This is a genomic window from Microbacterium aquimaris (assembly GCF_039531285.1).
In the GTDB taxonomy this organism is placed as follows: Bacteria; Actinomycetota; Actinomycetes; order Actinomycetales; family Microbacteriaceae; genus Microbacterium; species Microbacterium aquimaris.
This window is the reverse complement of the sequence record NZ_BAAAPT010000001.1, coordinates 298,642-322,827: the sequence shown is the minus strand read 5'-3', so window position 1 is coordinate 322,827 and position 24,186 is coordinate 298,642. Positions and strand designations below refer to the sequence as shown.

Below are 24,186 nucleotides of genomic sequence, written 5' to 3'. Positions count from 1 at the left end.
CGCGGCTTCGGCCGCCGTCATCGACGACGGCGCCGGGCGCGTACGGCAATCGAGCAGAAACGAGAATCCGACATGACAAGCAAGACCGAGACGGCGGCTGTGGGAATCGGCTCCCTCCGCTCCCGCTGGCGACCCTTCGTGGCCACGTACCGCGTCGAGATGGTGATGTTCGTCGCGCTGCTGGTCCTGGTCGTCGCCTTGGCGATCCTGCAGCCGCGGTTCCTCACCTCGAGCAACATGCAGAACGTGCTCTCGCAGGTGATGGTGCTGGGCATCATCGCGATCGGCCAGACGCTGGTCGTCCTCACCGGAGGCATCGATCTGTCGGTCGGCGGCATCGCCGCGCTGTCGATCATGGCGGGAGGCCTCGTGATGGTCAGCGGCGGGGTCGTCCTCGGCGTCGTCGTCATGCTCGGGGTCGGACTTCTGGCGGGGCTCATGAACGGGCTGTTGATCGCCTATCTCCGGCTGGCCCCGTTCATCGTCACCTTGGGGATGCTGTCGATCACATCGTCGCTCACGTACGTGATCTCCGACGGACGATCCCTGTTCGGTCTCCCCGAGGCCTTCGACTGGTTCGGCAAGGGCAACATCGCGGGGATCAAGTTCTATGTGATCCTCTTCGTGGTCCTCTACATCGCCGCCCACATCTTCCTCACCAGGACCAAGCCGGGCAGGTTCATCTACTCGATCGGATCGAACGCCGAGGCGGCCAGGCTCTCCGGCATCCGGGTGTCGTTCTACCAGGTGATCCCCTACGCCCTCACGGGTCTGCTGTGCGCCCTCGCGATGATGATCGAGTCGTCCCGTCTGGGGACGATCGACCCGAATACCGGGACCGGATTCGAGCTGTCAACCATCGCCGCCGTCGTCATCGGCGGAGCATCCCTGATGGGCGGACGGGGCAGCGTCGTCGGCACCGTGATCGGCATCTTCCTGATCGGATTCCTGCAGAACGGCCTCAACATCCTCGGCGTCAACGCGTTCTGGCAGGGCACCGCACTCGGCGTCGTGATCATCCTCGCCGTCGTCCTGGACCGCGTGGTGCGGCCGGGCCGACGGTGACATCCAGCCCAACCACCCCCGACCCCTTCACCCATCAAAGGAGAGATCAATGAAGAGGACCTTTGCCATCACCGCCGCCTCGGCGCTTGCCGTGACGTTGGCCGGATGCTCGGTCGACGGGCAGACGGACTCCGGCGCCGACGCCGGTTCCGACACCGTCACCGCCTGCCAGGACGCGAACATCGCGTACCTGACCCCCGCGATGAGCATCTCCTTCTGGAGGTCGCTGTCGATCGGTGTCGAGGACGCCGCCGACGGCGTCGCGAACGTCACAGTCTACGATTCGGACAACAGCCAGAGCAAACAGCTGCAGAACGCGCAGGACGCGATCACCTCCGGCGTGGACGGGATCATCATCTCGCCGACCGACAGCGCCTCGGCGCCGGCGGTGCTCGAGATCGCCGCCGAGGCCGGTGTCCCGGTCGTGATCGCCGATATCGGCACTGAGAGCGGCGACTACGTCAGCTTCGTCAAGACCGACAATGAGGCGGCCGCCGAAGAGGCCGGCGCCTACCTGGTCGAACAGCTCCAGGCGGAGGGGATCGACAGCGGCGAGGTCGCGATCATCGGCATCTCGCAGTCGCGCCAGAACGGCAAGGACCGTACGAACGGCTTTACCGGGCCGGTGGAGGCCGCCGGATACGAGGTCGTCACCCTCCTGGAATCGGCGGACTACACCCGGTCCGAAGGTCTCACCTTCACCCAGGACCTGCTGTCGGGGTACCCCGACCTCGTCGGCATCTTCACCGAGCACGACGAGGCCAGCCAGGGTGCTCTCACCGCCCTGGACGGTGCCGAGACCCCGCTCCTGGTCGGGTTCGACGGCAGCCCGGACACGCTGCAGTCGCTCAAGGACGGCACGATGGCGGCGGCGGCGATGCAGCAGCCGGTGCTCATGGGCAGTGCGTCCTTCGATGCGATGTGCTCGTACCTCGACGGGGAAGACGTCGACGAGGAGATCGCGGTCTCGACCGTCTTCGTGACACGTGAGAACGTCGAGGACATCGAAGCCGAGGTGCAAGACACCGTGTTCAAGGAGTGATCAGTGTCTGCTGCGTTGCTTGAGGCCAAGGGAATCTCGAAGCGCTATGGGGCGACCCAGGCGTTGGATGATGTCGACATCTCCATCGGTGCCGGCGAAGTCGTCGCCTTGATCGGTGAGAACGGCGCCGGGAAGTCCACGCTGGGCAAGGTGCTCGCGGGCGCGGTCCAGCCCGACACCGGCGAGATCACGGTCAACGGAGAGGTCGTGCACTTCCGCAACACGTCCCAGGCGCTGAAACACGGCGTGGCGATCGTGTTGCAGGAGTTCAACCTCATCCCCGAGATGTCGGTCGCCGAGAATCTGTCCCTCACGCGGCCCGACGGATACGTCGGCGGGTGGTGGAAGAGTTCTCGCGAGCAACGCAGCAGAGCTGTTCGCGCGTTCACGGACGCGGGAATCGAGTTCGACGTCGATGTCGACACCCCGGTGTCGGAGTTGAGCGTCGCACAGCAGCAGATCGTCGAGATCGTCAAGTCCATCACGTTGGATGCGAGACTGTTCATCCTCGACGAACCGACCGCGGCTCTCGGCAAGCGCGAGACGGAGTCCCTCCTCTCGCTCATCCGGGCGCTCCGTGACCGCGGGTGCTCCGTGGTGATCGTGACGCATCGGCTCGACGAGGTCTACGCGGTCGCCGATCGGATGTTCGTCCTGCGCGACGGTGTACCCCGGGGGGAATTCGACCCCGCCGTGACCAGCCAGGACGACCTCATCCCCGCCATGGTCGGCCGCACACTGGACAACGCGATGCACGAGGCCCGCCACCTGCAGACACCCGGTGACGTCGTCCTGTCGGTGCGCGGACTCTCGGTGGAGGGCGCTGTCGAGGACTGTTCCTTCGAGGTCCGCGCGGGAGAGATCGTCGGCATCGCCGGTCTCGTCGGCTCGGGACGCACGGAGCTCGTCCGCGCGGTGTTCGGCGCCGATCATGCGACTTCCGGCGAGGTGACCGTGGCCGGGAAGGTCGGAAGGATGACCTCGCCGCTGCAGGCATCGAGGCGGGGGATGGCGCTCGTGCCGGAGGACCGCAAGACCCAGGGCGTGCACATCGCCCGCCCCATCTACGACAACATCGTGCTCGCGGCGTTGGCGAAGTCGAAGGGGTTCATGGTGCCGCGACGTCGCCTTGCGAAAGAGGTCGATCGAGTCGTCGCGGATCTGCGTATCAAGACGGGGGGCCTCTGGCAGGACGCCGGAGTGCTCTCCGGCGGCAACCAGCAGAAGGTCGCGCTGGCGAAGTGGCTGCTCGCCCGTCCGGATCTGATGATCCTGGACGAACCGACCCGGGGGATCGACGTCGGCGCCCGCGGCGAGCTCTACAAGGTGATCGATCGGCTCGTCGCCGATGGGATGGCCGTGCTGATGGTCTCCTCGGAGCTCCCCGAGGTGATCGCGCTGTCGGATCGTGTGCTCGTGATGAGCAGGGGCAGAATCGTCTCGGAGGTTTCGCGGGAGGACGCCACGGAGGAGAGCATTCTTGCGATGACGGAAGTGAAAGGTGTGGCGAATGTCGGTTGATCCCCTCCCCGGCTCCGGGCTCGGAGCCGCGTGGCTCGGTTCGAGCGTCGTGGACCTGTCTCTCACGGTCGCCGAGGAGCTGCCGTGCTCGTGGCCCGGCCATATGCCGTATCAGCAGAAGACCTTCAACTACTTCGTCGACGACTTCTCCGATGAGGCGGTGCTCCGCTCGCATTGCGGTCATTACCAGACCCGCTGGCTCCTCATGGACGAGCACACCGGAACCCACGTCGATGCGCCGGCGCACTTCGTGCCCTCGCCGACGTCCGGTCTCGAGGGGGCGGATGAGGCCGGGGCGATCACGGCCGACAGGATCCCCCTCGACCAGCTCGTGGGACCCGCAGCGGTGATCGACGTCACCGCGCTCGTCGGCACCGCCGTGGCGGACGGTCACAGCCCGATGATCGAGATCGCGCATGTTCGTGCGTTCGAAGAGCGATACGGGGATCTCGCTCCGGGAGACGTGGTCTTGTTCCGCTCCGATTGGGATGCGATGCACTACCGGGCCGGCGGCGCGGGGGCCCACTACGCTCAGGAAGCGGTCATCCACGGACGCGGCGCCGCGTGGCCGGCGCCGTCGGTGGAGACGATGACCTATCTTGCCGACCGAGGCGTGCGGTGCGTCGGTACCGACGGCCCGAGTATGGGATCCTCGCACGACGGGGGCCCGGTGCATGTGTCCGGGCTGTCGAACGGTCTGGTCTTCGTCGAGGCGCTTGCCAACCTTGCCGCGCTCCCGGCACGCGGCGCGCTGTTCGTCTTCGCGCCGCTCAAGATCGCCCGCGGGAGTGGTGCGCCCGGTCGCGCCCTCGGGTTCGTCCCGGGCACGTGACCGTGCCGCGGCCCGATCCCCCTCGGGCCGCGGCACTCCTCACACGAGGAGCATCCGGAACAGGGCCCTCACGCGGGGGAGGACAGCCGAGGGATGAGCACGGGGGTGCGCTTCTTGTAAGCCTCGTAGTCATCCTGTCCGCCCCAGGTGCGCTCCGCCTTCTGCTCGAGCAGGGGGATGCCGCTGACCCGGGTGAGCAGAAGGATGACGAACAGCGGTGAGATGACCGCGACCCACTGCCATCCGCTGAGGACGGGTGCGGCGACGAGGAACACGCCGATCCACAGCACGATCTCGCCGAAGTAGTTAGGGTGGCGCGACCGCGACCACAGGCCGCTGCGGATGAAGCGGCCCTCGTTGGCCGAGTCGGCTTTGAACGCGCTCTTCTGTGCGTCGGCGGTGACTTCCAGGACCATCCCGAGGAGCCACACGCCGATGCCGACGTAGGCGAGCCAGCCGAGGGGCGCGCGCGTTTCGCTGCTCATCGCGATCCACGCCGCCGACGCGGTGAGCGAGACCCACGCCCCCTGGAGCACCCACACGCGCAGGAAGCGCACGGGGTTGGTCTTCAGCTCGTCGAACCGGTCGTCGCCGCCGCTGCGGTGCACGCGGACGAACAGGAACGACCCGAGTCGCACGGCCCACAGCACGACCATTCCGGCCAGCACCCAGCTGCGCGCATCCGGGGCGGGAGCCAGCAGAAGGAGGGCGATCGAGACGCCGATGAACGTGATGCTGCCCGTGATGTCGAAGAAGCGCTCCGACCGCGCGATCTGCGACGGGATCCAGACGATGATCTGGATCGCGTAGGCGACGGCGACCGCCACCGCGAACAGCGGGATGCCGGCAACGAGGGCGTTGCCATGGCCACCGGCCCAAGCGACCAGGGCACCCAGGGCGAGGGCGACGATGATCGTGATCAGCGACGCGCGGGTGTCGGATTTCATGATGTCCTCTCGAGGGGGAGTCAGCGGTAGAGGTCTTCGACGGCGGGACCGCTGCGTTCGAGCAGAGCTCGCCGCTTGATCTTCATGGTCGGGGTGACCAGGCGGGTGTCGTCGAGGTCGGTGAACACGAGGGCGAAGCGGCGCACGCTCTCGCTGCGCGAGACGCGCGCGTTGGCGGCGTCGACGCTCTCCTGCAGGTGCGCGATGAGCCGCGGTTCGGCGATCGGGGTGATGCTCTGACCCGACACCTCCTCGAGACGGAGGTTCTGGGCGGCGGCCCACGCCCCGGTCTCGGCGCGGTCCAGCACCAGCAGCGCCGACAGATACGACCGGCCCTCGCCGACCATGACGGCGTGGGCGACCAGGGGGTTGGTCTCCACGTGGCTCTCCCACGACTGGGGGACGACGGTCTTGCCGTTGCTGGTCACGATGACGTCCTTGAGTCGGCCCTCGAGCACGACGCGGCCGTCCTCGTCGAGGCGGCCGAGGTCGCCGGTGCGGAAGAAACCGTCCTCGAACGCCTCGGCGGTGTGCTCCGGGTCGCGGTAGCCGGAGAAGATGCCGATCCCCTTGGCGAGGATCTCGCCCTGATCGCTGATCCGAACGGTCGAGCCTGGGAGGGGGTATCCCACGGTGCCGGATCGGATGTCGCCGGGGAGATTCCCGGTCAGTGGGGCGGTGGTCTCGGTCAGGCCGTAGCCTTCGATGACCGGTACGCCGATGCCGCGGAACAGCCGCGACAGATCGGCGTCCAGCGCGCCGCCTCCCGAGAGGATGTAGTCGAGTCGACCGCCCATGCGGGTGCGCAGGCGCCGATAGAACAGGGCGTCGAACAGGGTGCGGCGCACGCGCAATGGCACCGACGGGTGTTCGCCGGCCTCGAGGGCGGTCGCCCACGACGTCGCGGTGGAGACGGCGCCGCGCCAGAGCGCGCCCAGGTGGGTCGCATCGGCCTTGGCCGCCGCGGCGTTCCGGATGCGCTCGAGTACCCGCGGGACGACCACGAGGAAGGTGGGCCGCAGCTCGGCCAGGCTCCCGACCACCTCGGCGGGGTCTGCGACGTGCGCGATGCGCATACCTCCGGCGAGGCAGACCAGTTGCAGACCGCGTGCGAGCACGTGCGCCAAGGGCAGGAAGATGACGGTGTTCCCGCCCTCATGGACGACCTCGCGATATGCGGCGGCGACGTTGCGCACCTGGCCGACGAAGTTCCGATGGGTCAGGACCGCCCCCTTCGGCTCACCGGTCGTGCCCGAGGTGTACACGATGGTCGCTGGTGAGTCGAGGTCGGCCTGGGTGCGGCGCAGCTCGAGCAGGGCGTCGTCCACCTCGTCGCCGGCAGATGCGAGGGCGAGGAGGTCGTGGACACCGGCCTCCATCGTCCACACACCGAGGTGCGCGGCGGCGGCTCGATCGAGTGCCTCGCGGAGGGATCGCGCTTGGCGCTCGCCGGCCGCGATCGCCAATCTCACTTCGGCATCTGCGACGATCGCCGCCACCTGATCGGGCGAGGAAGTGTCGTAGACGGGCACGACCACGGCCCCGGCGAACCAGACGGCGAGATCGGCGACAGCCCACTCGTAGCGTGTGGGGGCCATGATGGCCACGCTGTCGCCGGCCTCGACGCCGGTGGCCATGAGCCCTTTGGCCAGCGCAGTCACCTCGCTCAGGTAGTCGGCCGTCGACACCGGGCGCCACGGTGCGTCGGGGTCGCCGGTGGCGACGTCGAACGCCGCGTGGTGGGGGTTCTCGGCGACACGACGCATGAGCAGCTCGGTGACGTTGCGGTGGTCGTCGATGTCGACGAGAGGTGCAGTGGTGCGCTCGGGCATGGTGTCGTCTCCTGGTCGAGGTGTGCGGGCGTGGGCGAGGACCCGCTTCGAGGAGGATTCGGAGCGCTGGGTCGTTCGGATGGGCGGATCCCGGGGTCGGCCGGGGTGTGGCCGTCGTCCAGGTCCGACCGGTCGGGCGAGGGAACGGTTCGGGTAGGGCCTTAGCGTAGGAGGCATGACGGATCACGCCGCATCCTTTCCTTTCGGTTCGCTCGACGACTACAATGCGTTGCCCCGCATCGAGGGTGTCGCGCTGTCGCCGGACGGTGACCGTGCCGTGTTGACGGTCGCGACCCTTCGTCGCGACGGCACCGGATATGAGCGGGCGCTGTGGGAGGTTCCGGCCGACGGGAGCGGATCCGCCCGGAGGCTGACACGCTCCGCCGCGGGTGAATCGGGTGCCGTCTTCACGGCCCGAGGCGACGTGCTCTTCGTCTCCGCCCGCCCGGACGCTGAAGCGCCCGACGAGGACGAAGCCGCGCAACTGTGGCTGTTGCCCGCAGCCGGGGGAGAGGCCCGCGCCATCACCCGCCTCGCCGGAGGTGCCGGGACGATCGCCGCGTGCGCAGAGGGCGTCGACCGGGTGGTCCTCGCGGCCGATCTTCTGCGTTCGGCCTTGTCCCTCGAGGACGACGCCCGGCTCCGCGGGCTGCGCCGGGCGAAGAAGGTGCGCGCCATCCTCCACGACAGCTACCCCGTGCGCTTCTGGGATCACGACCTCGGCCCGGAGCAGACCCACCTGTTCGCGGTGGATCCAGGGGCTGCGGGCGACACCATCGAGGTGCCGGTAGCCGACGGGGATGAGGAAGCCGGCGTGGGCGATCGGTCGCCGGCACCGTACCCGTCGACCCTGCCGCGCCCTCGCGACCTGACGCCGCATCCCGGGCGCTCGTTCGGGTCGGGCGCGGCACTCTCTCCAGACGGTGAGTCCCTCGTGGCGACCGTCTCGGTGTTCGAAGGGGTGAACCGCCGCCATCGCCTGGTCTCCATCGAGGTCGCCACCGGCGAGAGCACAATGCTCTTCGACGAAGTCGGAGTCGACATCGAACGCCCGCGTATCAGCCACGACGGGCGCTCGCTGGCGTTCGTGCGCGCCGTCAAGAGCACGCCGGCCGCGCCGACGCAGCAGGAGCTGTGGGTGAGCGCCCTCGACGGGTCGGATGCGCGCCGCATCGGGTCGGACTGGGACCGCTGGCCGGCGGAGATCTGCTTCGCGGCCGACGACGCGTCGCTGATCGTCGTGGCCGACTCCGACGGTCGGGCGCCGCTGTTCCGGGTGCCCCTGGACGGCGGCACGGTCGAGCAGATCACGGCGGACGATTTCGCCTACGCGCACGCGTGCGTCGACGTCGCCACCGGTGAGGTGGTCGCGCTGCGCTCGAACGCGGTCACCCCTCCCCACCCGGTGCGCGTGCATCAGGACGGCTCGGTCACCCCGCTCGCCTCGCCGGTTCCGGCACCGTCGCATCCGGCGAACCTCGTCGAGGTCGAGGCGGCCGCCGATGACGGCGCGCGGGTGCGCGGGTGGCTCCTGCTCCCCGACGGCGCCTCCCCGGAGACCCCCGCCCCGCTGCTGCTGTGGATCCACGGCGGGCCCTTGAGCTCATGGAACGCCTGGAGCTGGCGCTGGAACCCGAACCTCGCGACGGCGCGCGGGTACGCCGTATTGCTCCCCGACCCCGCACTCTCGACCGGGTACGGGCTTGCGTTCATCGCCCGCGGGTGGAACGCCTGGGGCGCTGCGCCGTACACCGACCTGCTCGCGATCACCGACGCGGCCGTCGCGCGGGCGGACGTCGACGCCGGCCGGACCGCCGCCATGGGCGGCTCGTTCGGGGGCTACATGGCCAACTGGATCGCCGGGCACACGGATCGGTTCCGCGCGATCGTCACGCACGCGAGCCTGTGGGCCCTGGACCAGTTCGCCGGCACGACCGACTCGGCCGGGTACTGGAAGAGCATCTTCACGCCGGAGGCGATGGTGGAGAACTCCCCGCACCGGTTCGTCGACGACATCCGCACCCCCCTGCTCGTGATCCACGGTGATCGCGACTACCGCGTCCCGGTCGGGGAGGGGCTACGGCTGTGGTCGGAACTGGCCGAGCGCTTCACCGAGGAGGACGGATCGATCGTGCACCGATACCTGTACTTCCCCGATGAGAACCACTGGATCCTCAAGCCGCAGCACGCGGCGGTCTGGTACGAGACGGTCTTCGCGTTCCTCGACGAGCATGTCCGCGGATGCGAGCCGCGCAGGCCGGAGGAACTGGGCTGACGAGGTGCCGTGGGAACGGTGAAGGGCCGGTCGGAGAGGCTTCCGACCGGCCCTTGTCCCTTGCACCAAGAGTGTCCTGCAATCACATGCCGGTGATCGCCACAGCAAAACGATCACCGTGCTCACATTCTATAACGGAAAGGTAACGAGGGGAAGGGTTTCCGTGATCTTTTCGTGATTTTTCTTCGGCGGCCGCTCCGCCGCGCCCGTGAAACGTCCCGGACATCCGCCATGCGTACCGTGCATCACATGCACGAGAGCACCGGCGTCCCCGAGAACCACACCGCGCAGATGGGGTCGCAACAGGTCACCCTCCCGGTGGTCCCCGTCTCGGACGACCTGTCGATCGCCCTGATGATGGTCATCGACCAGCCGGTGTCGGTCATCGAAACCGCCGGGCGCGAACTCGCGGCGCACTTCCGGGCCGTCGAACCCGACATCGTCGTCGCCCCGGCCACGCTCGGGATACCGGTGGCCATCGAGGTCACCCGGGCGCTCGGACTCGACGACTACGTCATCCTCCAGAAGACTCGGAAGGTGCACCTCGGCGACGCCCTCGAGGCGCCCGTGCACGCCATCACGAGCACCGCGGGTGCATCGCTGCTCCTGGACCGTGCGCGGCTCGACGACGTGGCGGGCCGACGGGTGCTGTTCGTCGACGACGTCATCTCCACGGGGTCGTCCTCGGGCGCGGCACTCTGCCTCCTCGAAGAGGCCGGCGCCGACGTCGTGGGCGTGGGTGCGCTCCTGGCCGAAGGCGACGGGTGGCCGGAGGCGCTCGCCGACTACACGGATCGCCTGTTCGCACTGGGGCGAATCCCACTGTTCCCGCGGTGAGGGACATGCACGACCTTGTCGTCGACGATGCCGTGATCGTCACGATGAACGCGCGACGCGACATCGTGCGCGGCTGGATCGCGATCGACGCCGGGGAGGTCACCGCGCTCGGCGAGGGCCCCACGCCGCCCGCACGCGAGCGTGTGGACGCGTCCGGCGGCATCGTGCATCCGGGTTTCCTCAGCACGCATCAGCACTCGATGGATGCACCCGCGCGCGGCGCGGCCGGCGACGCCCGAGACTTCTTCGACTGGCTCTTCGGCGTCTACTACGCCACCGTGCTCGGGCACTCCGCCGCCGATGCGGGCCGCGCGACCGCTCTCACAGCCGCAGACCTCGCCCGGGCGGGGATCACCACCGTGGTCGACTGCTGGGGCGTCGGAGGCGTCGGCACGCGCCGGGCGGACGAATGCCTGGCCGCATCGGTGCGGGCGGCCGCCGACTCGGGGCTGCGCTGGATCGTCGCACCGATGGTCTCGGATCGGCTGCCTCCCGGGTGGGATCGCCTCCTGGAGGACTTCCCCGTCGCCGCGGCCGACCTCGTCTCACCGACCGGCGTCGCGCAGGGGTTCGCGGAGCGGGCGTTCGACCTCGCGACCGGGCGGGTTGAGGTGTGGGGGAGCGTGGAATTGCCCGAGATGGCCGGCGACACGCTCCTGGCGGGCCTCGAGGCGCTCGTCCGCGCCCGCGGCGCGGGGTTCACGACCCACCTGTGCGCGTCCGAGCCGGGGGCGGTCGATGTGACCGGCGAACGCGCCGTCGCGCGACTCGAGCGCCATGGGCTGCTCCGTCGCGGGACGGTCGGTGCGCACCTCGTTTTCGCCGACGCGGACGACCGCGTCGCGCTGGCCCGCGGCGGCGTCGGGGCCGCACACTGCCCGGCGGCCACGATGCTCCTCGGAGGCTCGTCCAGTCCGCTCGGTGCCCTGCGGGACGCGGGTATCGCGATCGGCCTCGGCCTGGACAACGCCACGTTGAACGCGACCGCCGACATGGCAGCCGAGGTACGCCACGCACTCATGTTCGACCGCGTCGCCGGAACCGGCGCCGCACGTGCGACGGCGCAACAGGTGTTCGCCCACGCGACGATCGACGGGGCGCGGGCGATCGGGCGCGAAGACACGCTGGGCTCGCTCGAACCGGGCAAGCGTGCCGACCTCGTGCTCGTCGACACCGACGGATCGCACGTCGGCCCGATGGGTGATCCGCTCCCCACCCTGGTGTGGCAGGCGACCGTCGCCGACATCCGTCTCGTCCTCGTCGACGGCGAGCCCGTCCATGGGCAGGTGGCGCGGATCCGACGCGGGTGACGCGGAGGAGGTCGGGGCGTTCCCGGCTCGGTCAGGCGACCGCGCGTCGGACGAGGTCGCGCAGACGGGACTGCACCCCCGGGCTGACCGCCACCACGGCGAAGGAGGTGGGCCACATGTCGCCGTCGTCGAGGTGGGCGTGCTCGTCGAAGTTCACCGTCGGGTAGCGGGTGTCGAACTTCGATTTGGGCTGGACGAACATCACGACCTTGCCCTCGTCGTCGGCATAGGCGGGGAAGCCGTAGAACGTCTTCGGAGCAAGGTGGGGTGCCTCGTCGGAAACGATGCGATGGAACACCGTGGCCACCTCTGCGTCGATTCCCGTGAGGTCGTCGATCGCGGTGACGCACGCCTCCATCTCCCGCGCGCGCTTCGCGGCGCCCTTCAAACCCTTTGTGGAGCGCAGTTCATCGGCCCGCTGCTTCATCGCGGCCTTCTCCTCGTCGGAGAAGCCGCCCTTTTCCTCGCCCATGTCCGGCCTCCGTCAGCGTGGCATCCGGCCCGGATGCCGTCTCGACTCAAGATATCCCTCGAATCCGGATTGGTCACCGCCTCCGCGGGTCGATGCGGAGGCGCGGAGCGGGCTCGGTCAGTGCGGAGCGTGGTACTCGGTCTCGCCGCGCTTCCAGTAACCCTTGACGATGCTCTGATCGGTGGGAAGCGCCCAGCGTCCGTGCAGCAGGGCTCGGCCGGCTTTCACGATGGACTGCTCGGCGGCGATGAAGCCGAAGACCGATCCGAGGGGGCGCTCGGCCGCGCCGATCCGCTCGAGCTCGGTGGCGAGCGCCGTTCCGGCGAGGGCATCTCCACGATGGACGTACGTGACCGTCACGCCGGACGGCACGCCCGCGAGCGGAAGCTCCCGGTCGGCGGCGGTCACCTCGATCAGGATCCGACCGGTCGAGTCCGCGTCCATGAGGCGCACGAAACGACGGATGGCGGGGACCGCGGTCTCGTCCCCGGCCAGGAACCAGGCGTCGGGGCGCCCCTGGATGACCGCGGAGCCGCGGGGGCCGCCGACACCGGCGAGTGAGCCGATCGGAGCCCGTGCCGCCCAGGGGGCGCCGACACCCTCATCGCCGTGCAGGGCGAATTCCAGGTCGAGCCAGCCGGCCTCGGAGTCCCATGCGAGCGGGGTGTACTCGCGGCTCGGTGCGGCGCGCAGTTCCTCGAGGCTGTTCGGCTGCTCCTCGGGGAACAGGACGCGCACGTGGTCGTCGGATCCCAGGGAGACGAACCCCTTCAGCTCGTCTCCGCTGAGGCGGATCCGCACGTAGTCGGGGGTGACCCAGTCGCGGGCCGTGAGCCTCACGCGACGGAAGACGAGATCCAGCGGATGGCGCTCGAGGTGGAAGGAGGAGGTGTCGGGCGAGGTGGTCATCGCTACTTAGGTTACCCTAAGTGGCGATCTCCTCGGTCAGATCTGGGCGCCGTCGTCGTCGGGGTCGTCCAGGCCGACGTGGCGCCCCCGCCAAGACTCATACGCGATGAGCCATCCGATCGAGATCGCGCCGGCCAGGATCACGCCCAGCCATACGTTCTGCAGGATCATCCCGAACAGCACGCCGAGGGCGAACAGCAGGACGGTGCCGAGCAGCCACTGCAGGCGCCCGCGCGGAAACCCGGTGCGAGGTTCAGACATGCCCCAAGCCTACGGTGGTGCGGCGTCGGGGCGGATCAGGGTCCGGCGTCGTCGCCGCCGGCTGCCCACGCGAGTGCGGCGTCCTCCTGATCGAGGGGGAAGAAGCGCAGGTCGCCCGGGAACAGGAACGCGAGACTGTGGATGATCTCGGCGATCACGGAGTGACCCGTCACCAAAGCGCAACGCCCCCAGACCCGGTGCGGTTTGCCGGAGAGCATCGTGTCCTGCCACATCGCGCCGAGCGAGTATCGCTCGAATCTGTCCCCGAGCACGATGACGAGGTTCACCTTCTCCTGGGACTGCAGTGTCCGGTCGATCGCGGGGTCGAGCACGGATTCGTAGTCGGATGCGGTCACTTCGCCGACGGCGCGGAAGCCGAGGACGCCATCGGGTGCGTTTTCGATCGTCTCGATCATGACTTCATCGTGGCGCGGCCGAGCGGCCGCGTCCACCCCGCCGATGCCGGGCGCGTCAACGGTCGCGGTGGTCCTCCGGGTGGAGGCGCGGCGCGCGGCGCGGCTCACGGACACCGGATGCCGCCAGGAGACGGATCACACGTTGGCGATGACCGGGCCATGACGACAGCAGCTGCAGCATCCCGTCGTCGTCGGTGCGCGATCCGGTGAGGGCGTAGCCGACATGGTGGGCGAGATGGAAGTCGCCCACGCTGACCGCGTCCGCGTCGCCCAGGGCGCGGATGCGGGTTTCGGCCGACGTCCACGGCCCGATGCCCGCCTGGGAGAGGAGGACCCGGTCGACGGCCTCGCCGTCCGCGGCACCGGCCACCGACCGCTCGATCGCATCGCCGCGGCGGGCGGCGCGGACGACCGTCCGGGACTGCGGGGGCTCGAGACCGGCACGATGCCACGCCCACGACGGGATGCGGCGCCAGCCCTCGATCGAAGGAGGGGCGAACAGGGGGCCGGGGGTGGGGCCGGGTGCGCGTTCGCCATGCCACGTGACGATGCGGCGCCACGCCGCGAAGGCCTGCACGCCGGTGACCTTCTGCTCGAAGATCGCGCTCGCGAGTGCCTCGAAGACGCGGTCCGTGCGTCCCAGTCGCAGGCCGGGGTTGCGGTGGTGCGCCCGGACGACCAGAGGGTGCGGCGACGGGTCGAAATCGAAGGGATCGTCCCGACCGCCGCACAGGGCGGGCACCTGTCCGAGCGCCCATCCCGCGCCCGGGCCCCAGGCGGCGGCCCGGACGACCCCTGGCGAGGTCTCGCGCAGCGCGACGGTGGCGACACCCTCCGGGGTGCGGCTGGCCCGCCAGATCACGGCGCCGTCGACCCTCATCGTCGGATCGTTCACGCCGTGACGCTGGAAGACGACGGTGCGACGCAGATCGAGGGGGTGGCGTGGTCGATACTCGGTCTCCCGCGGCCTGCCGTGGCCGACCCGGGGAGCCCCCGCCTGCGCGCGCGACGCGGATCGGACGGGCGGGCTCATGCGGTCACCCTACGCGGCCGCGCCGACACGCGTGGTGAGCCGCGTCAGAAGCGGTCGGGTGAGGGTGTGCCGTGGCCGTAGCGGATCACCACGTCGGCGTGCCGGTCGAAACGGTAACCGACGCCGCGCACCGTGCGGACGATGTCCTCGTAGCGACCGAGCTTCGCGCGCAGGCGCCGCACGTGCACATCGATGGTCCGCTCACCGGGAGCCTCCTCCTCGGAGGATGCGCTCCACAGCGACGAGACGAGCTCGGCCCGCTCGATCGTCGACCCCTCGCGCAGCACGAGGTACTGCAGCAACTCGAACTCCTTGAAGGTGAAGGCCGCCGACTCACCGTCGATGAGCACGCGCTTGCGGGAGATGTCGACGACGACGCCGCGCACGGCATCCTTCTCCGCCTCCTCCTCTTCGCGCTTCGTGCGGGCCACAGCGGCGGGCTCGTGGAGCGCGAGGCGGACGACGTCGACGTCCCGGCCACCGGCGCCCACGGGGGACAAGGCGACCGTCGCGTAGGTCTCCGCCGAGGGCGCGAGGTTCGCGACGGTGCGGCGCAGCGCATCCACGAGCACGCCGAGGTCGACTCCCGCCGCGGCGGCCTTGGCCTCGTCGAGGCCGACGTACAGGGCGAAGCCACGGGGCTCCGTGCCCGGAGGGAGCTGGCGCGCGGCGGGCGTGGACGGTGCGGCGGGCGCAGGATCGGCGATCGTCGGCACGGGTCCGGTCACCGCACGCAGGTGGCGGGTCGGAGCGGTCGGGCGGTCGAGAAGAGCGGTTGTCGACATGATGGGTCCTCAGCAGGGGGAATCCGGCCGGATGCGGCTCGATGGATCCGTGTGTGTGTTGCGATGCGGCCCGTCGAATGGGCCGGGGGCGACGCGTTCAGGCACCCGGGGTGCGGGGTGCGGGCGGTGCGTCGGGGGACTCGGGTCGGCAGTGGCAGAGGGCCGCCGGGTCCAGCGGGGGTCACCGAATCAGCGACACATTCGACAACACATGACAGCACGGCCGGCAGCCATCATGCCGGCAGTCCCGTTCGCCTCCACGGCGGACAGAGAGCGTGCGTCGTCAGTCATGCGCCCGATTATGACGGAACGTGTCCTCATGCGTCAAATCGCGAAGGAAGATGACGGCCGTGCGCGGGAAATGCGACACATTGCTCACCCCGGGCTTCGGTAGCCGGGCGCTTCCTCGGGGTCAACCCCGTGACGGCGCTCCGGCGGCGGCGTGAAGCTGGAGGCGAGGGAAGGGAGAACCGCATGGGAACGAACGAGAACAAGGCCTCCACCGAAGATGTCGACCACGTCGCCGTCGGGATCGGAGTGATCGGCGGCCACGACATCGGTCACGAGCCGACCGAGTCGGCATCGCCCGGCGCCACGGAGGTCTCGGACGCCGGCGGCGACGTGGGTGACGTGGCCAGCATCGTCGCGCAGGTGCGCTCCGACGCCGGCGACGCCCCGCGCGACGAGATCGCCGCCACGCTGCGGGAACGTCTCGCCCAGGCCGGGCAGGAGCTCTCCGACGACGAGGTCGATCGCCTGGTGTCACAGGTCACCACCGGCGGCGAGTGACCGGAACCGGCGACCGGGAGGCGTCCTCCGTGAACATGCGTGTTCGGGCGCCCATCGCCCTGGACGGGCGTACGCTGACGCCGTGAACGACTTGCACTTCACCCGACAGCCCGACGCCTCGCGTTACACGCTGCACCGCGGTGACGACCTCGTCAGCGTGCTCGACTACCGCGACGACGGTCGCACCGTCGCCCTCACCCGGGCCTATACGGTGCCGACCTTCCGCGGACACGGCTACGCGGCCGAGATCGTCGAACGTGCCGTCGACGACATCGAACGAGCGGGCGACCGTCAGGTCAGCCCGGTGTGCTGGTACGTCGCCGACTGGTTCGCCGCCCACCCCGCACGTGCGGGCATCCTCCAGCCCCGCTGAGCACTAGCCGCCGCCCCCGGCCCGGTCAAGCCCTCGAACGGCATCCGTCGCACCCGCCACCCTGAAGTGGAGACGGAAGGAGACGGCATGGATCAGGAACGCGACCTGCCGGAGGGCGTCATCGACGCTGAGCCCGCGGGCGGGTGGGAGAGCGGCGCCGTGGCCGACGGTGAGACCGCGCGCGCCGAGCGGGAGGCCGAGGGGAGCCCGGAACTCACCCTCGAGCATCAGGAGCCGGACCCGGGTGCGGACGTCGGGCCCGTCGAGGGCGCCGGGCCGCACACGGATCCCGACCTGGCCGGCGACGTCGAGGAGGAGACACGGTGAGTACGAGCGGGAACGAGTACGACGAGCCGGGGGTCAACCACCCCGACCGCCGCGACACCGACGAGGTCGCCGACACGGCCACCTCCACGGGGGAGGCTGCTCCCCGCGACGCCGACGGTGGTTCCCGGGCCACGGCCCCCGGGGAGGCGGGCGATCACCACGGCCATGACGGTGGCCGCGAGACCATGACCGTCGACGAGGCGCAGCGCTCCGGCGCGCTCGGCGAGCGCGGCGAGCAGAAGATGCCCGCGATGTCGGAGAACAACGCCACCGCATCCGACAAACTCGACGGACTGGTCGCCCAGATGCGGGCCGACCTCGCCGGCGAGTCGGTCGCGACGGTCGAACACGCCCTGCGCGGACGCATCGAGCAGGCCGGGCTCGAGGTCTCGGACGCCGAGTTCGGCGACCTCGTGCATCGGATCGCGGCCGACACCGACGACTGAACGGAGCGCCTCGCCGCCGGTGTCGGAGGGCCGATCTACCCTGACGGCATGCGCATCCTGCACACCTCCGACTGGCACATCGGGCGGTCCTTCCACGGCCACTCCACGCTCGACGCGCTGCGGGATGTGCTCGGCACCCTCGTCGATCAGGTGCGCGATCACGACGTCGACGTCGTGATCGTCGCCGGCGACGTGTTCGACTCGGCCGCGCCCGCCGCTGGCTGTTACACGCTGCTGACCGACGTCCTCCGCGGAATCGCCGAGACCGGCGCGAGCGTCATCGTCACCAGCGGCAACCACGACTCCGCGGCACGCCTCGGCTTCCAGTCGGGACTGTTGCGCACCGGCATCCACGTCCTCACCGATCCCCTCGCGCTCGATACGCCGGTCGTGATCGACGACGCCGACGGCCCGGTTCGCTTCTACGGCATCCCCTATCTCGAGCCCGGCGTCGTCCGACACCTGTGGGGCGGCGCCGTGATGCGCACGCAGGCCGACGCGATCGACCACGCGATGGGCCTGGTCCGCGCCGACCTGGAGGCGCACCCGGCCCGCAGCGTCGTGATCTCGCACTGCTTCGCCGCGGGGGTCGAGGCCACCCCCGGCGTGGAGCGGGAGATCCGGCAGGGAAGCCTCGACGTCGTGCCGCTGTCGAGCTTCGACGGCGTCGACTACGTCGCCCTCGGCCACATCCACGGGCGACAGCAGCTCGCCCCGGCGGTGCGATACGCGGGGGCCCCGTTGCACTACAGCTTCGGCGAGGGGGCCAAGCCGCGCGGTTCGTGGTTGATCGACATGGACGCTGCCGGCGGTATCGAGGCGTCGTGGCTCGACCTGCCCATCCCGCGCCGGTTGGTGACGCTGCGTGCGCCGTTCCGGCAACTGCTGGAATCGGAGGAGTACGCCGCACACGTCGACGACTGGGTCTGCGCGCAGTACACCGACTCCACCCCGCAGATCGACGCCATGCGACGTCTTCTCGCGCGCTTTCCGCACTGTGCGACGGTCATGCACACCCCGCCCGCCTCGGCCGCCGACGCGACCGGCGGCTACGCGCGCCGCGTGCGGGCGGTGCGCAGCGACGCGGAACTCGTCGACGCGTTCCTCGCCCACGTGCGGGACGGGGAAGGGGCCAGCGACCTCGAAGCCCAGATCGTCCGCGACGTCATCGAGCAACGCAGCCTCGTCGAGGCGACGACATGAGATTGCATCGCCTGGAGCTGGAAGGTTTCGGCCCGTTCCGCGACCGGCAGGTCGTCGACTTCGACGCGTACGAGAGGGACGGGATCTTCCTCATCACCGGTCGGACCGGTGCGGGGAAGTCGAGCGTGCTCGACGGTGTCTGCTTCGCCCTATACGGGTCGGCTCCGCGATACGAGGGGACCGAGAAGCGGCTCCGCAGCGACCATTGCGCGCCCGAGGACCCCACGACGGTGAGCGTCGAGTTCACCGTCGGCGACCGTCGTTGGAAGGTGACGCGGTCGCCCGAATACCGGCGTCGCAAAAGGCGCGGCGACGGATTCACCACTCTCGCGCCGGACGCCCATCTGGACGAGTTCGTCGACGGCGAGTGGATCGGGCGACAGCGTGGGCCCCGCAACGTCGCGCTCGAGCTCGACGAGATCGTCGGACTCAGCCAACAGCAGTTCCTCCAGGTCATCCTGCTCGCGCAGAACCGCTTCGCGGAGTTCCTCCTGGCCAAGAACGACGAACGGCAGCGCCTGTTGCGCACCCTGTTCGGGACGAAGACCTACGAGGGGTATCAGGATGCCCTCGAGCAGCGGCGGAAGGACGGAGAGCGGTCCCTGTCCACGGCGCTCGAGTCGGCAGGAGTGCTTCTGGACGAGGCGGAGCGGGTCGCCGGCGATTCCTGGCGCGACGATGACGGCGACGCCGGTGAGGCCGCTACCGCCGACCCCGCGGCGCGATCGGAACGCGCCGCTCGCGCACAGGCACGACTGGACTACCGCGCCGACGCGCTCAGCCGCGAGCGGGACGCAGCCGACGCCGCCCACCGTGCCGCCGAGGCCGCCCACGCGGCACGCCGCGAACTTCGGGAGCGGCACGAGGCGCGAGCCCGGTCACGGCAGGCTCTCGCGCAACTCGACGCGCGCGCCGAGGAGATCGCGCGGTCGCGACGCCGGCGCGATCGCGCGTCGGCGGCGGAGGCGCTGCGCGCACCGCTCGACGCCGTCGATGTCGCCCGCAACCGCGCAGAGAGCGCAGCCGTCGCGTGGCGACGTGCCGAAGACGAGTGGGGACGTCTCGGTGAGTCCGCGTCGACCGACGCCGACCTCGCGGCGGTCATCGAGCAGTGCACGGGAGAGATCGCCGTCGCCGAACGTGCCCTCGACGACGAGACCACCCTGGCCGATCTCGAGCAGCGCCTCGGCGCGGTGCGCGACCGCGTCGGCGAGATCGACGGCCTTCTCGTCGGTATCGACGCGGGCCGGGCCGACCTTCCGGTGAGGCTGGCACAGCTCGATGCCGACTTGTCCGCGGCGACCGAGGCGGCCGGGGCGCGCGATGCGCTCGCCGAACGCCGCGCGGCACTCGCCGTCCGCGTCGACGCCGCCTCGACCCTCGATCGACTCGAGGCGGCACTCCGTGATGCCGAGGCCGAGCACGTCGACGCGCTCGCCCGCCTCGAGGCGGCGGCCGGCACCGTGCGGACACTCCTGCGGCGACGCCTCGACGGGCACGCCGGTGAGCTGGCGTCGAGCCTGGTGCCGGGCGAGCCGTGCGCGGTGTGCGGATCGCGTGAGCACCCCGCACCGGCCGCGGTGCCGGACGATCCGGTCGGCGATGACGACATCGCCGAGGCGGAGCAGCGGCAGACCGTCGCATCCGACGAGGAGCGTCGTGCCGCTGCCGCCGCATCCGACGCGCGTGCCGCCGTCGCCGAGGTGCGCGGCGTCGTGGGCGATGCCACGATCACGTCTCTCACCGACGACCTCGCACGTGCCGACGTCGACCTGCGCCGCGCTCTGCTCGACGCCGATGCGCAGGCGGCGTCCGAGCGTGACCTCCTGGCCGCCGACGTGGCCGCGCAACGGCAGGAACTCGCCCTCCTCGAACAGACCCTCGCGCAGACGCGAGAGCGTGTGGCCCTCGCGCGCGGAGACCACGACAGCGTCGCGGCGCGTCTGGCCGCCGCGCGCACCCGGCGCGCCGCCGCAGAAGCGCTACGCACCGCATCGCGGGAGCACGCATCCTGCCTCACCGCCGAAGCGGCCGCGCAGAGCGATCTTTCGTCCCGCCTGGCCGACAGCGGTTTCGACACCGCCGACGACGCCCGCGCGGCGCTCCTCTCCGCCGCCGAGCGTCGGCAGCTCGACGCGGAGGTCACCGACTACGAGGTCTCCCTGCGTAGTGAACGCGATCGACTCCGCGAACTCGAACTGGAACTCGCCGGAGTCGGCGACGACCCCGTCGATGTCGACGAGACCGCGGATGTGGTCGCTCGGGCGCGAGAACGTTGGAGTGCGGCCGTCGATGCGGCGGCCGCGGCCTCCCAGCGCCGGGAGCGGTTGGCCGACCTCCGGGCGCGGGCCGATCAGACGCTGGCCGCGACCGGAGAACTGGCCCGGGAGCAGGCCGTCATCGCGCGATTGGCGAACACCGTCGCCGGACGCGCTCCGAACACACACCGGATGTCGCTGGAGTCTTTCGTGCTCGCCGCCGAGTTGGAGGAGATCGTCGAGGCCGCCAACCTCCGGTTGACCGACATGTCGTCGGGTCGATACGCACTACGTCACAGTGACGCGATCGCCGCACGCGGGGCCGCCAGTGGGCTGGGGCTGACCGTGCTCGACGCGCACACCGGTCACGCGCGTCCCGCGCAGTCGTTGTCGGGGGGAGAGACCTTCTTGGCCTCCCTCGCTCTCGCGCTCGGTCTCGCGGAGGTCGTCACGGCACGCGCGGGCGGGGTCCGTCTCGACACTCTCTTCATCGACGAGGGGTTCGGCTCTCTCGACGCCGACACCCTCGATCTCGCCATGCGCACCCTCGACGAACTGCGCCAGGGCGGACGCACCGTGGGGCTCATCAGCCACGTCGCCGCGATGAAGGAACAGATTCCGGCACAGTTGGTCGTGGAGGCGACACCCGAAGGGCCGAGCACGCTGCGGCAAGGGGTCGTCTCGATCACCTGACCCCGCATCCCCGGCACGTAGGCTGGAGGCATGACCAAGACCACGTTCTGGACCATCCTCGGCGTCATCGCAGCGGTCGTCATCGCGTGGATCCTCGTCGAGTTCGTCTTCACGGCGATCGTGTTCCTGTTCAAGCTCGTCATCGTCGCGATCGTGGCGCTGGTCGTGTTCTTCCTCCTGCGCGCCGCGTTCTCCCGCTCCTCGTAGCGCGACGCGCCCACCGTTCAGCCGGCAGGCGCTCCGCAGTCGGTTTCGGCGGGTCTTCGGGTCGGATCGTCGGCGTGTCCTGACTGCGGAGCCGTCGCGGGGGCGTGAGCCGCGACCGCGAGAATCAGCCGAAGAGGTCGTCGAGGGAGACCGGCACGCCGGTGCGGTCGCTCAGCGCCTGGCGTGCGGCCCGCCAGCCCGGCATGCCCGTCACGCCGGGTCCCGGGGGCGTCGACGCCGACGCGAGGTAGACGCCGGGTATCGGGGTGCGCCAGGGCGTGCGCGAGAGCACGGGCCGCCGCACCGCCTGCGTGATGGTGAAGGCCCCACCGAGGATGTCGCCGTCGACGTCGGAGGGGTTGAACCGGGCGCGTTCGGCCGCGGTCACGGCGTGCGAGGCCATCACCCGGCGCCGGAACCCCGGGGCGAACCGCTCGAGCTGGGCGGTGACCAGCTCGGTCGGATCGATCGTCGACGCGGGCGGCACGTGGATGTACGCCCACAGCACGTGTCTGCCCTCCGGTGCGCGCGAGGGATCGACGGCGCTCGGCTGTACCGCGAGGACGTACGGATGCTCGGGGACCCGTCCCGCTGCGACGGCGTTCTCCCCCGACTCGATCTCGGCGCGCGCGCCACCGAGATGCACAGTCGGGGCGTGTGCGACATCGGCGGCCGTCCACGGCACCGGCCCGTCCAACGCGAAGTCGACCTTCGCCGCGGCGGACCCGTGCCGGTAGGCGCGGATCGCCCGGGCATATCGCTCCGGGATGTCCGGATGCGTCAGCAGGAGCCGTGGAGCGGTGTCGAGCAGGAGCAGATCCCCGGCGCCCGGGTCCCCCCAATCGAGGCCGCCGAGATCGCGCACAAGCGTGCCGGTCTCGACGGTGCCGCCGTGCGCCTTCAGGTCCTCGACCAGGGCATCGGCGATACGTTGCGCACCCCCACGGGGCAGCGACCACCCTTCGGCGGTGTGCGCGTGGGCGGCCAGGAACAGTCCGGATGCGGCCGCCGCCAGGGAGGGCAGGGGAGTGTTGCCGTGCGCGAGGACCCCGGTGAGCATCGCCTCCACCTCGGGAGAGAACGTCGCCCGCCCGGCGGGTGTGCCCGTCGCCAGCATTCGCGCGCCGAACCCGGCCACGAGCATCGGGTGGCGGGGAACGCGCAGCAGCTGGTCGCCGGTGAAATCCACCAGCTCGCGGATGCGGCGCGACAGTGGCGCGATGAGCGCGCGGTATGCGTGACCCCCGCGCCCGAGTCCGTCGACGGTGCGGTCGAGGTCGTGCCAGGCCATGACCGCGCGGCCGCCGTCCAACGGGTGGGCGTACGAGGCTTCCGGGGTGATCCAGTCGATGCGCTCGGACAGTCCGAACGCGCGGAAGAAGGGAGAGCTGCGTGCCGCGGGATGCACCGCCGATCCGACGTCATGGTGGAATCCGGGCAGGGTGAGCCCGGCCGTGCGTACCCCGCCACCGATGGCGCTGTGCGCCTCCAGCACGCGCACGTCGTAGCCGGCCCGGGCGAGGGAGACGGCCGCGGCGAGCCCGTTCGGGCCGCTGCCCACGATCGTTGCACGACTGCCCATCGGTCCAGTGTGACACCGGCGCGGGGAGCCGTCTGTGAGGGGGGCGGGGGAGAGGACGCACAGCCGCGAGTGTCGGTTTCCCTCGTGCGCGTCCGGACGGGCAGGATGGAAGTGTCGAGCGAGGAGGGTCTCATGGAGTCGGTGGTTCTGGAAGCGCCGGAGGGCATCGCGATGCGACTGGGGTGGGACCCGTCGATGAGCGAGCACGACCGCAAGCGCGCACTCGCCCGTGAGCTGGTGGCCGAGCACCTCGGCATCGAACAGAAGAAGGTGCGTGTCGAACGTGAGGCGCCCGCCGGTTTCGGGTTCCACACCCAGCTGATCGCCGAGGTCGACGGCACCGAGGTTCCCGTGGGCATCCGCAACGCCAGTTTCCGCGCCGCGACGATCGTCGCCGTGGCCGACCCCGCGGTGCCGATCGGTCTCGATCTGCGCGACACGCATCCGGATGAGGGGACCGTGCACGAGATGCAGCGGCACTCCCACCTGCTCGACGAGACCGACATCGACGCGCTCGTGCGGCACTGGACCCGCGTGCAGGCGGTGCGCGACGCCGACGGTCGGGGCACCCGCGTGCGCGGCGAGCACGTCCGCCTCGATTCGTCACTGGCCAAGGGATGGATCCCCGACCGCAGGATCCGGTACCAGCTCGCGGATCTCTCCCGCGACGGCTGGGTCATCACGCTCGCGTACGGCGCGCTCCCGGTCTGATCGGCGTAGGCCGGCCGCCGCATCCGGAAGTTCGTCAGCGCGACGCCCGCGAGGACGGGG

Annotated in this window: 24 protein-coding genes; 15 read left to right on the top strand and 9 right to left on the bottom strand. The window is 70.4% G+C overall.

The genetic code is table 11. From position 1 onward, the window contains the following. Positions 1 to 72: 72 nt before the first annotated feature. From ABD204_RS01595 to ABD204_RS01580, 4 genes are read left to right on the top strand one after another with little or no spacing between them, the layout of a single operon-like run. On the top strand, positions 73 to 1,065 hold the full coding sequence (locus ABD204_RS01595) for an ABC transporter permease (RefSeq protein ID WP_194422975.1): 993 nt from the start codon (positions 73 to 75) through the stop codon (positions 1,063 to 1,065). Positions 1,066 to 1,114: 49 nt separating this feature from the next. Continuing rightward, positions 1,115 to 2,107, top strand: a complete 993-nt coding sequence (locus ABD204_RS01590; protein ID WP_194422974.1) for a substrate-binding domain-containing protein — start codon at positions 1,115 to 1,117, stop codon at positions 2,105 to 2,107. Positions 2,108 to 2,110: 3 nt separating this feature from the next. After that, positions 2,111 to 3,628, top strand: coding sequence for a sugar ABC transporter ATP-binding protein (locus tag ABD204_RS01585; RefSeq protein ID WP_194422973.1), 1,518 nt, complete (start codon positions 2,111 to 2,113; stop codon positions 3,626 to 3,628). After that, positions 3,618 to 4,460, top strand: a complete 843-nt coding sequence (locus ABD204_RS01580; RefSeq protein WP_194422972.1) for a cyclase family protein — start codon at positions 3,618 to 3,620, stop codon at positions 4,458 to 4,460. The genes ABD204_RS01585 and ABD204_RS01580 overlap by 11 nt, the downstream gene beginning before the upstream one ends. 68 nt (positions 4,461 to 4,528) lie before the next feature. Here the strand turns inward: ABD204_RS01580 and ABD204_RS01575 are convergent, their stop codons facing one another. Next, on the bottom strand, positions 4,529 to 5,407 hold the full coding sequence (locus ABD204_RS01575; protein WP_194422971.1) for a DUF1295 domain-containing protein: 879 nt from the start codon (positions 5,405 to 5,407) through the stop codon (positions 4,529 to 4,531). Between the two features lie 20 nt (positions 5,408 to 5,427). Further along, positions 5,428 to 7,239, bottom strand: a complete 1,812-nt coding sequence (locus ABD204_RS01570) for an AMP-dependent synthetase/ligase (RefSeq protein ID WP_194422970.1) — start codon at positions 7,237 to 7,239, stop codon at positions 5,428 to 5,430. A gap of 175 nt (positions 7,240 to 7,414) precedes the next feature. Between ABD204_RS01570 and ABD204_RS01565 the strand changes: the two genes are divergently transcribed. The 3 genes from ABD204_RS01565 to ABD204_RS01555 all read left to right on the top strand — a co-directional run bounded on the left by ABD204_RS01565 (position 7,415) and on the right by ABD204_RS01555 (position 11,661). Beyond that, a complete protein-coding gene (locus ABD204_RS01565; protein WP_194422969.1) occupies positions 7,415 to 9,514 on the top strand; it encodes a S9 family peptidase in 2,100 nt (699 codons plus the stop codon). A gap of 249 nt (positions 9,515 to 9,763) precedes the next feature. Continuing rightward, positions 9,764 to 10,351 (top strand): phosphoribosyltransferase family protein, encoded by a 588-nt coding sequence (locus ABD204_RS01560; RefSeq protein WP_194422968.1) that lies wholly within the window; start codon positions 9,764 to 9,766, stop codon positions 10,349 to 10,351. Between the two features lie 5 nt (positions 10,352 to 10,356). Then, complete coding sequence (locus tag ABD204_RS01555) at positions 10,357 to 11,661, top strand: amidohydrolase family protein (protein ID WP_194422967.1); 1,305 nt, start codon at positions 10,357 to 10,359, stop codon at positions 11,659 to 11,661. A 31-nt stretch (positions 11,662 to 11,692) separates the two neighbouring features. Here the strand turns inward: ABD204_RS01555 and ABD204_RS01550 are convergent, their stop codons facing one another. The 6 genes from ABD204_RS01550 to ABD204_RS01525 all read right to left on the bottom strand — a co-directional run bounded on the left by ABD204_RS01550 (position 11,693) and on the right by ABD204_RS01525 (position 15,537). Beyond that, complete coding sequence (locus tag ABD204_RS01550; RefSeq protein WP_194422966.1) at positions 11,693 to 12,133, bottom strand: hypothetical protein; 441 nt, start codon at positions 12,131 to 12,133, stop codon at positions 11,693 to 11,695. Between the two features lie 117 nt (positions 12,134 to 12,250). Then, the gene (locus ABD204_RS01545; RefSeq protein WP_194422965.1) at positions 12,251 to 13,042 is read right to left on the bottom strand and encodes a siderophore-interacting protein; all 792 of its coding nucleotides are present in this window, start codon (positions 13,040 to 13,042) and stop codon (positions 12,251 to 12,253) included. Positions 13,043 to 13,078: 36 nt separating this feature from the next. Beyond that, positions 13,079 to 13,303: a hypothetical protein gene (locus ABD204_RS01540; protein WP_194422964.1), complete on the bottom strand. Its 225-nt coding sequence runs from the start codon at positions 13,301 to 13,303 to the stop codon at positions 13,079 to 13,081. Positions 13,304 to 13,338: 35 nt separating this feature from the next. Beyond that, a complete protein-coding gene (locus tag ABD204_RS01535; protein WP_194422963.1) occupies positions 13,339 to 13,719 on the bottom strand; it encodes a SpoIIAA family protein in 381 nt (126 codons plus the stop codon). Positions 13,720 to 13,774: 55 nt separating this feature from the next. Continuing rightward, positions 13,775 to 14,752: a DNA-3-methyladenine glycosylase family protein gene (locus tag ABD204_RS01530; RefSeq protein ID WP_194422962.1), complete on the bottom strand. Its 978-nt coding sequence runs from the start codon at positions 14,750 to 14,752 to the stop codon at positions 13,775 to 13,777. 44 nt (positions 14,753 to 14,796) lie between these two features. Then, entirely contained in the window at positions 14,797 to 15,537 is a 741-nt protein-coding gene (locus ABD204_RS01525) for a winged helix-turn-helix domain-containing protein (RefSeq protein ID WP_194422961.1), read from the bottom strand. A 474-nt stretch (positions 15,538 to 16,011) separates the two neighbouring features. Between ABD204_RS01525 and ABD204_RS01520 the strand changes: the two genes are divergently transcribed. The 7 genes from ABD204_RS01520 to ABD204_RS01490 all read left to right on the top strand — a co-directional run bounded on the left by ABD204_RS01520 (position 16,012) and on the right by ABD204_RS01490 (position 21,833). Next, a complete protein-coding gene (locus ABD204_RS01520) occupies positions 16,012 to 16,326 on the top strand; it encodes a hypothetical protein (RefSeq protein ID WP_194422960.1) in 315 nt (104 codons plus the stop codon). A gap of 82 nt (positions 16,327 to 16,408) precedes the next feature. After that, the gene (locus ABD204_RS01515; RefSeq protein WP_194422959.1) at positions 16,409 to 16,699 is read left to right on the top strand and encodes a GNAT family N-acetyltransferase; all 291 of its coding nucleotides are present in this window, start codon (positions 16,409 to 16,411) and stop codon (positions 16,697 to 16,699) included. An 87-nt stretch (positions 16,700 to 16,786) separates the two neighbouring features. Beyond that, the gene (locus tag ABD204_RS01510) at positions 16,787 to 17,026 is read left to right on the top strand and encodes a hypothetical protein (RefSeq protein ID WP_194424299.1); all 240 of its coding nucleotides are present in this window, start codon (positions 16,787 to 16,789) and stop codon (positions 17,024 to 17,026) included. Continuing rightward, a complete protein-coding gene (locus ABD204_RS01505; protein WP_194422958.1) occupies positions 17,023 to 17,472 on the top strand; it encodes a hypothetical protein in 450 nt (149 codons plus the stop codon). Before ABD204_RS01510 ends, ABD204_RS01505 begins: the two co-directional genes overlap by 4 nt. A gap of 48 nt (positions 17,473 to 17,520) precedes the next feature. Further along, entirely contained in the window at positions 17,521 to 18,675 is a 1,155-nt protein-coding gene (locus tag ABD204_RS01500; protein WP_194422957.1) for an exonuclease SbcCD subunit D, read from the top strand. Beyond that, positions 18,672 to 21,626 (top strand): AAA family ATPase, encoded by a 2,955-nt coding sequence (locus ABD204_RS01495; RefSeq protein WP_344098285.1) that lies wholly within the window; start codon positions 18,672 to 18,674, stop codon positions 21,624 to 21,626. The genes ABD204_RS01500 and ABD204_RS01495 overlap by 4 nt, the downstream gene beginning before the upstream one ends. Before the next feature lie 30 nt (positions 21,627 to 21,656). Beyond that, on the top strand, positions 21,657 to 21,833 hold the full coding sequence (locus tag ABD204_RS01490) for a hypothetical protein (protein ID WP_194422955.1): 177 nt from the start codon (positions 21,657 to 21,659) through the stop codon (positions 21,831 to 21,833). Positions 21,834 to 21,957: 124 nt separating this feature from the next. On the opposite strand, the gene ABD204_RS01485 is transcribed toward ABD204_RS01490, so the two are convergent. Continuing rightward, entirely contained in the window at positions 21,958 to 23,415 is a 1,458-nt protein-coding gene (locus ABD204_RS01485; RefSeq protein ID WP_194422954.1) for a phytoene desaturase family protein, read from the bottom strand. A gap of 132 nt (positions 23,416 to 23,547) precedes the next feature. Here ABD204_RS01485 and ABD204_RS01480 point away from each other — a divergent pair, with 132 nt between their 5' ends. Beyond that, the gene (locus tag ABD204_RS01480; RefSeq protein WP_194422953.1) at positions 23,548 to 24,126 is read left to right on the top strand and encodes a hypothetical protein; all 579 of its coding nucleotides are present in this window, start codon (positions 23,548 to 23,550) and stop codon (positions 24,124 to 24,126) included. The last annotated feature ends 60 nt before the right edge of the window (positions 24,127 to 24,186 follow it).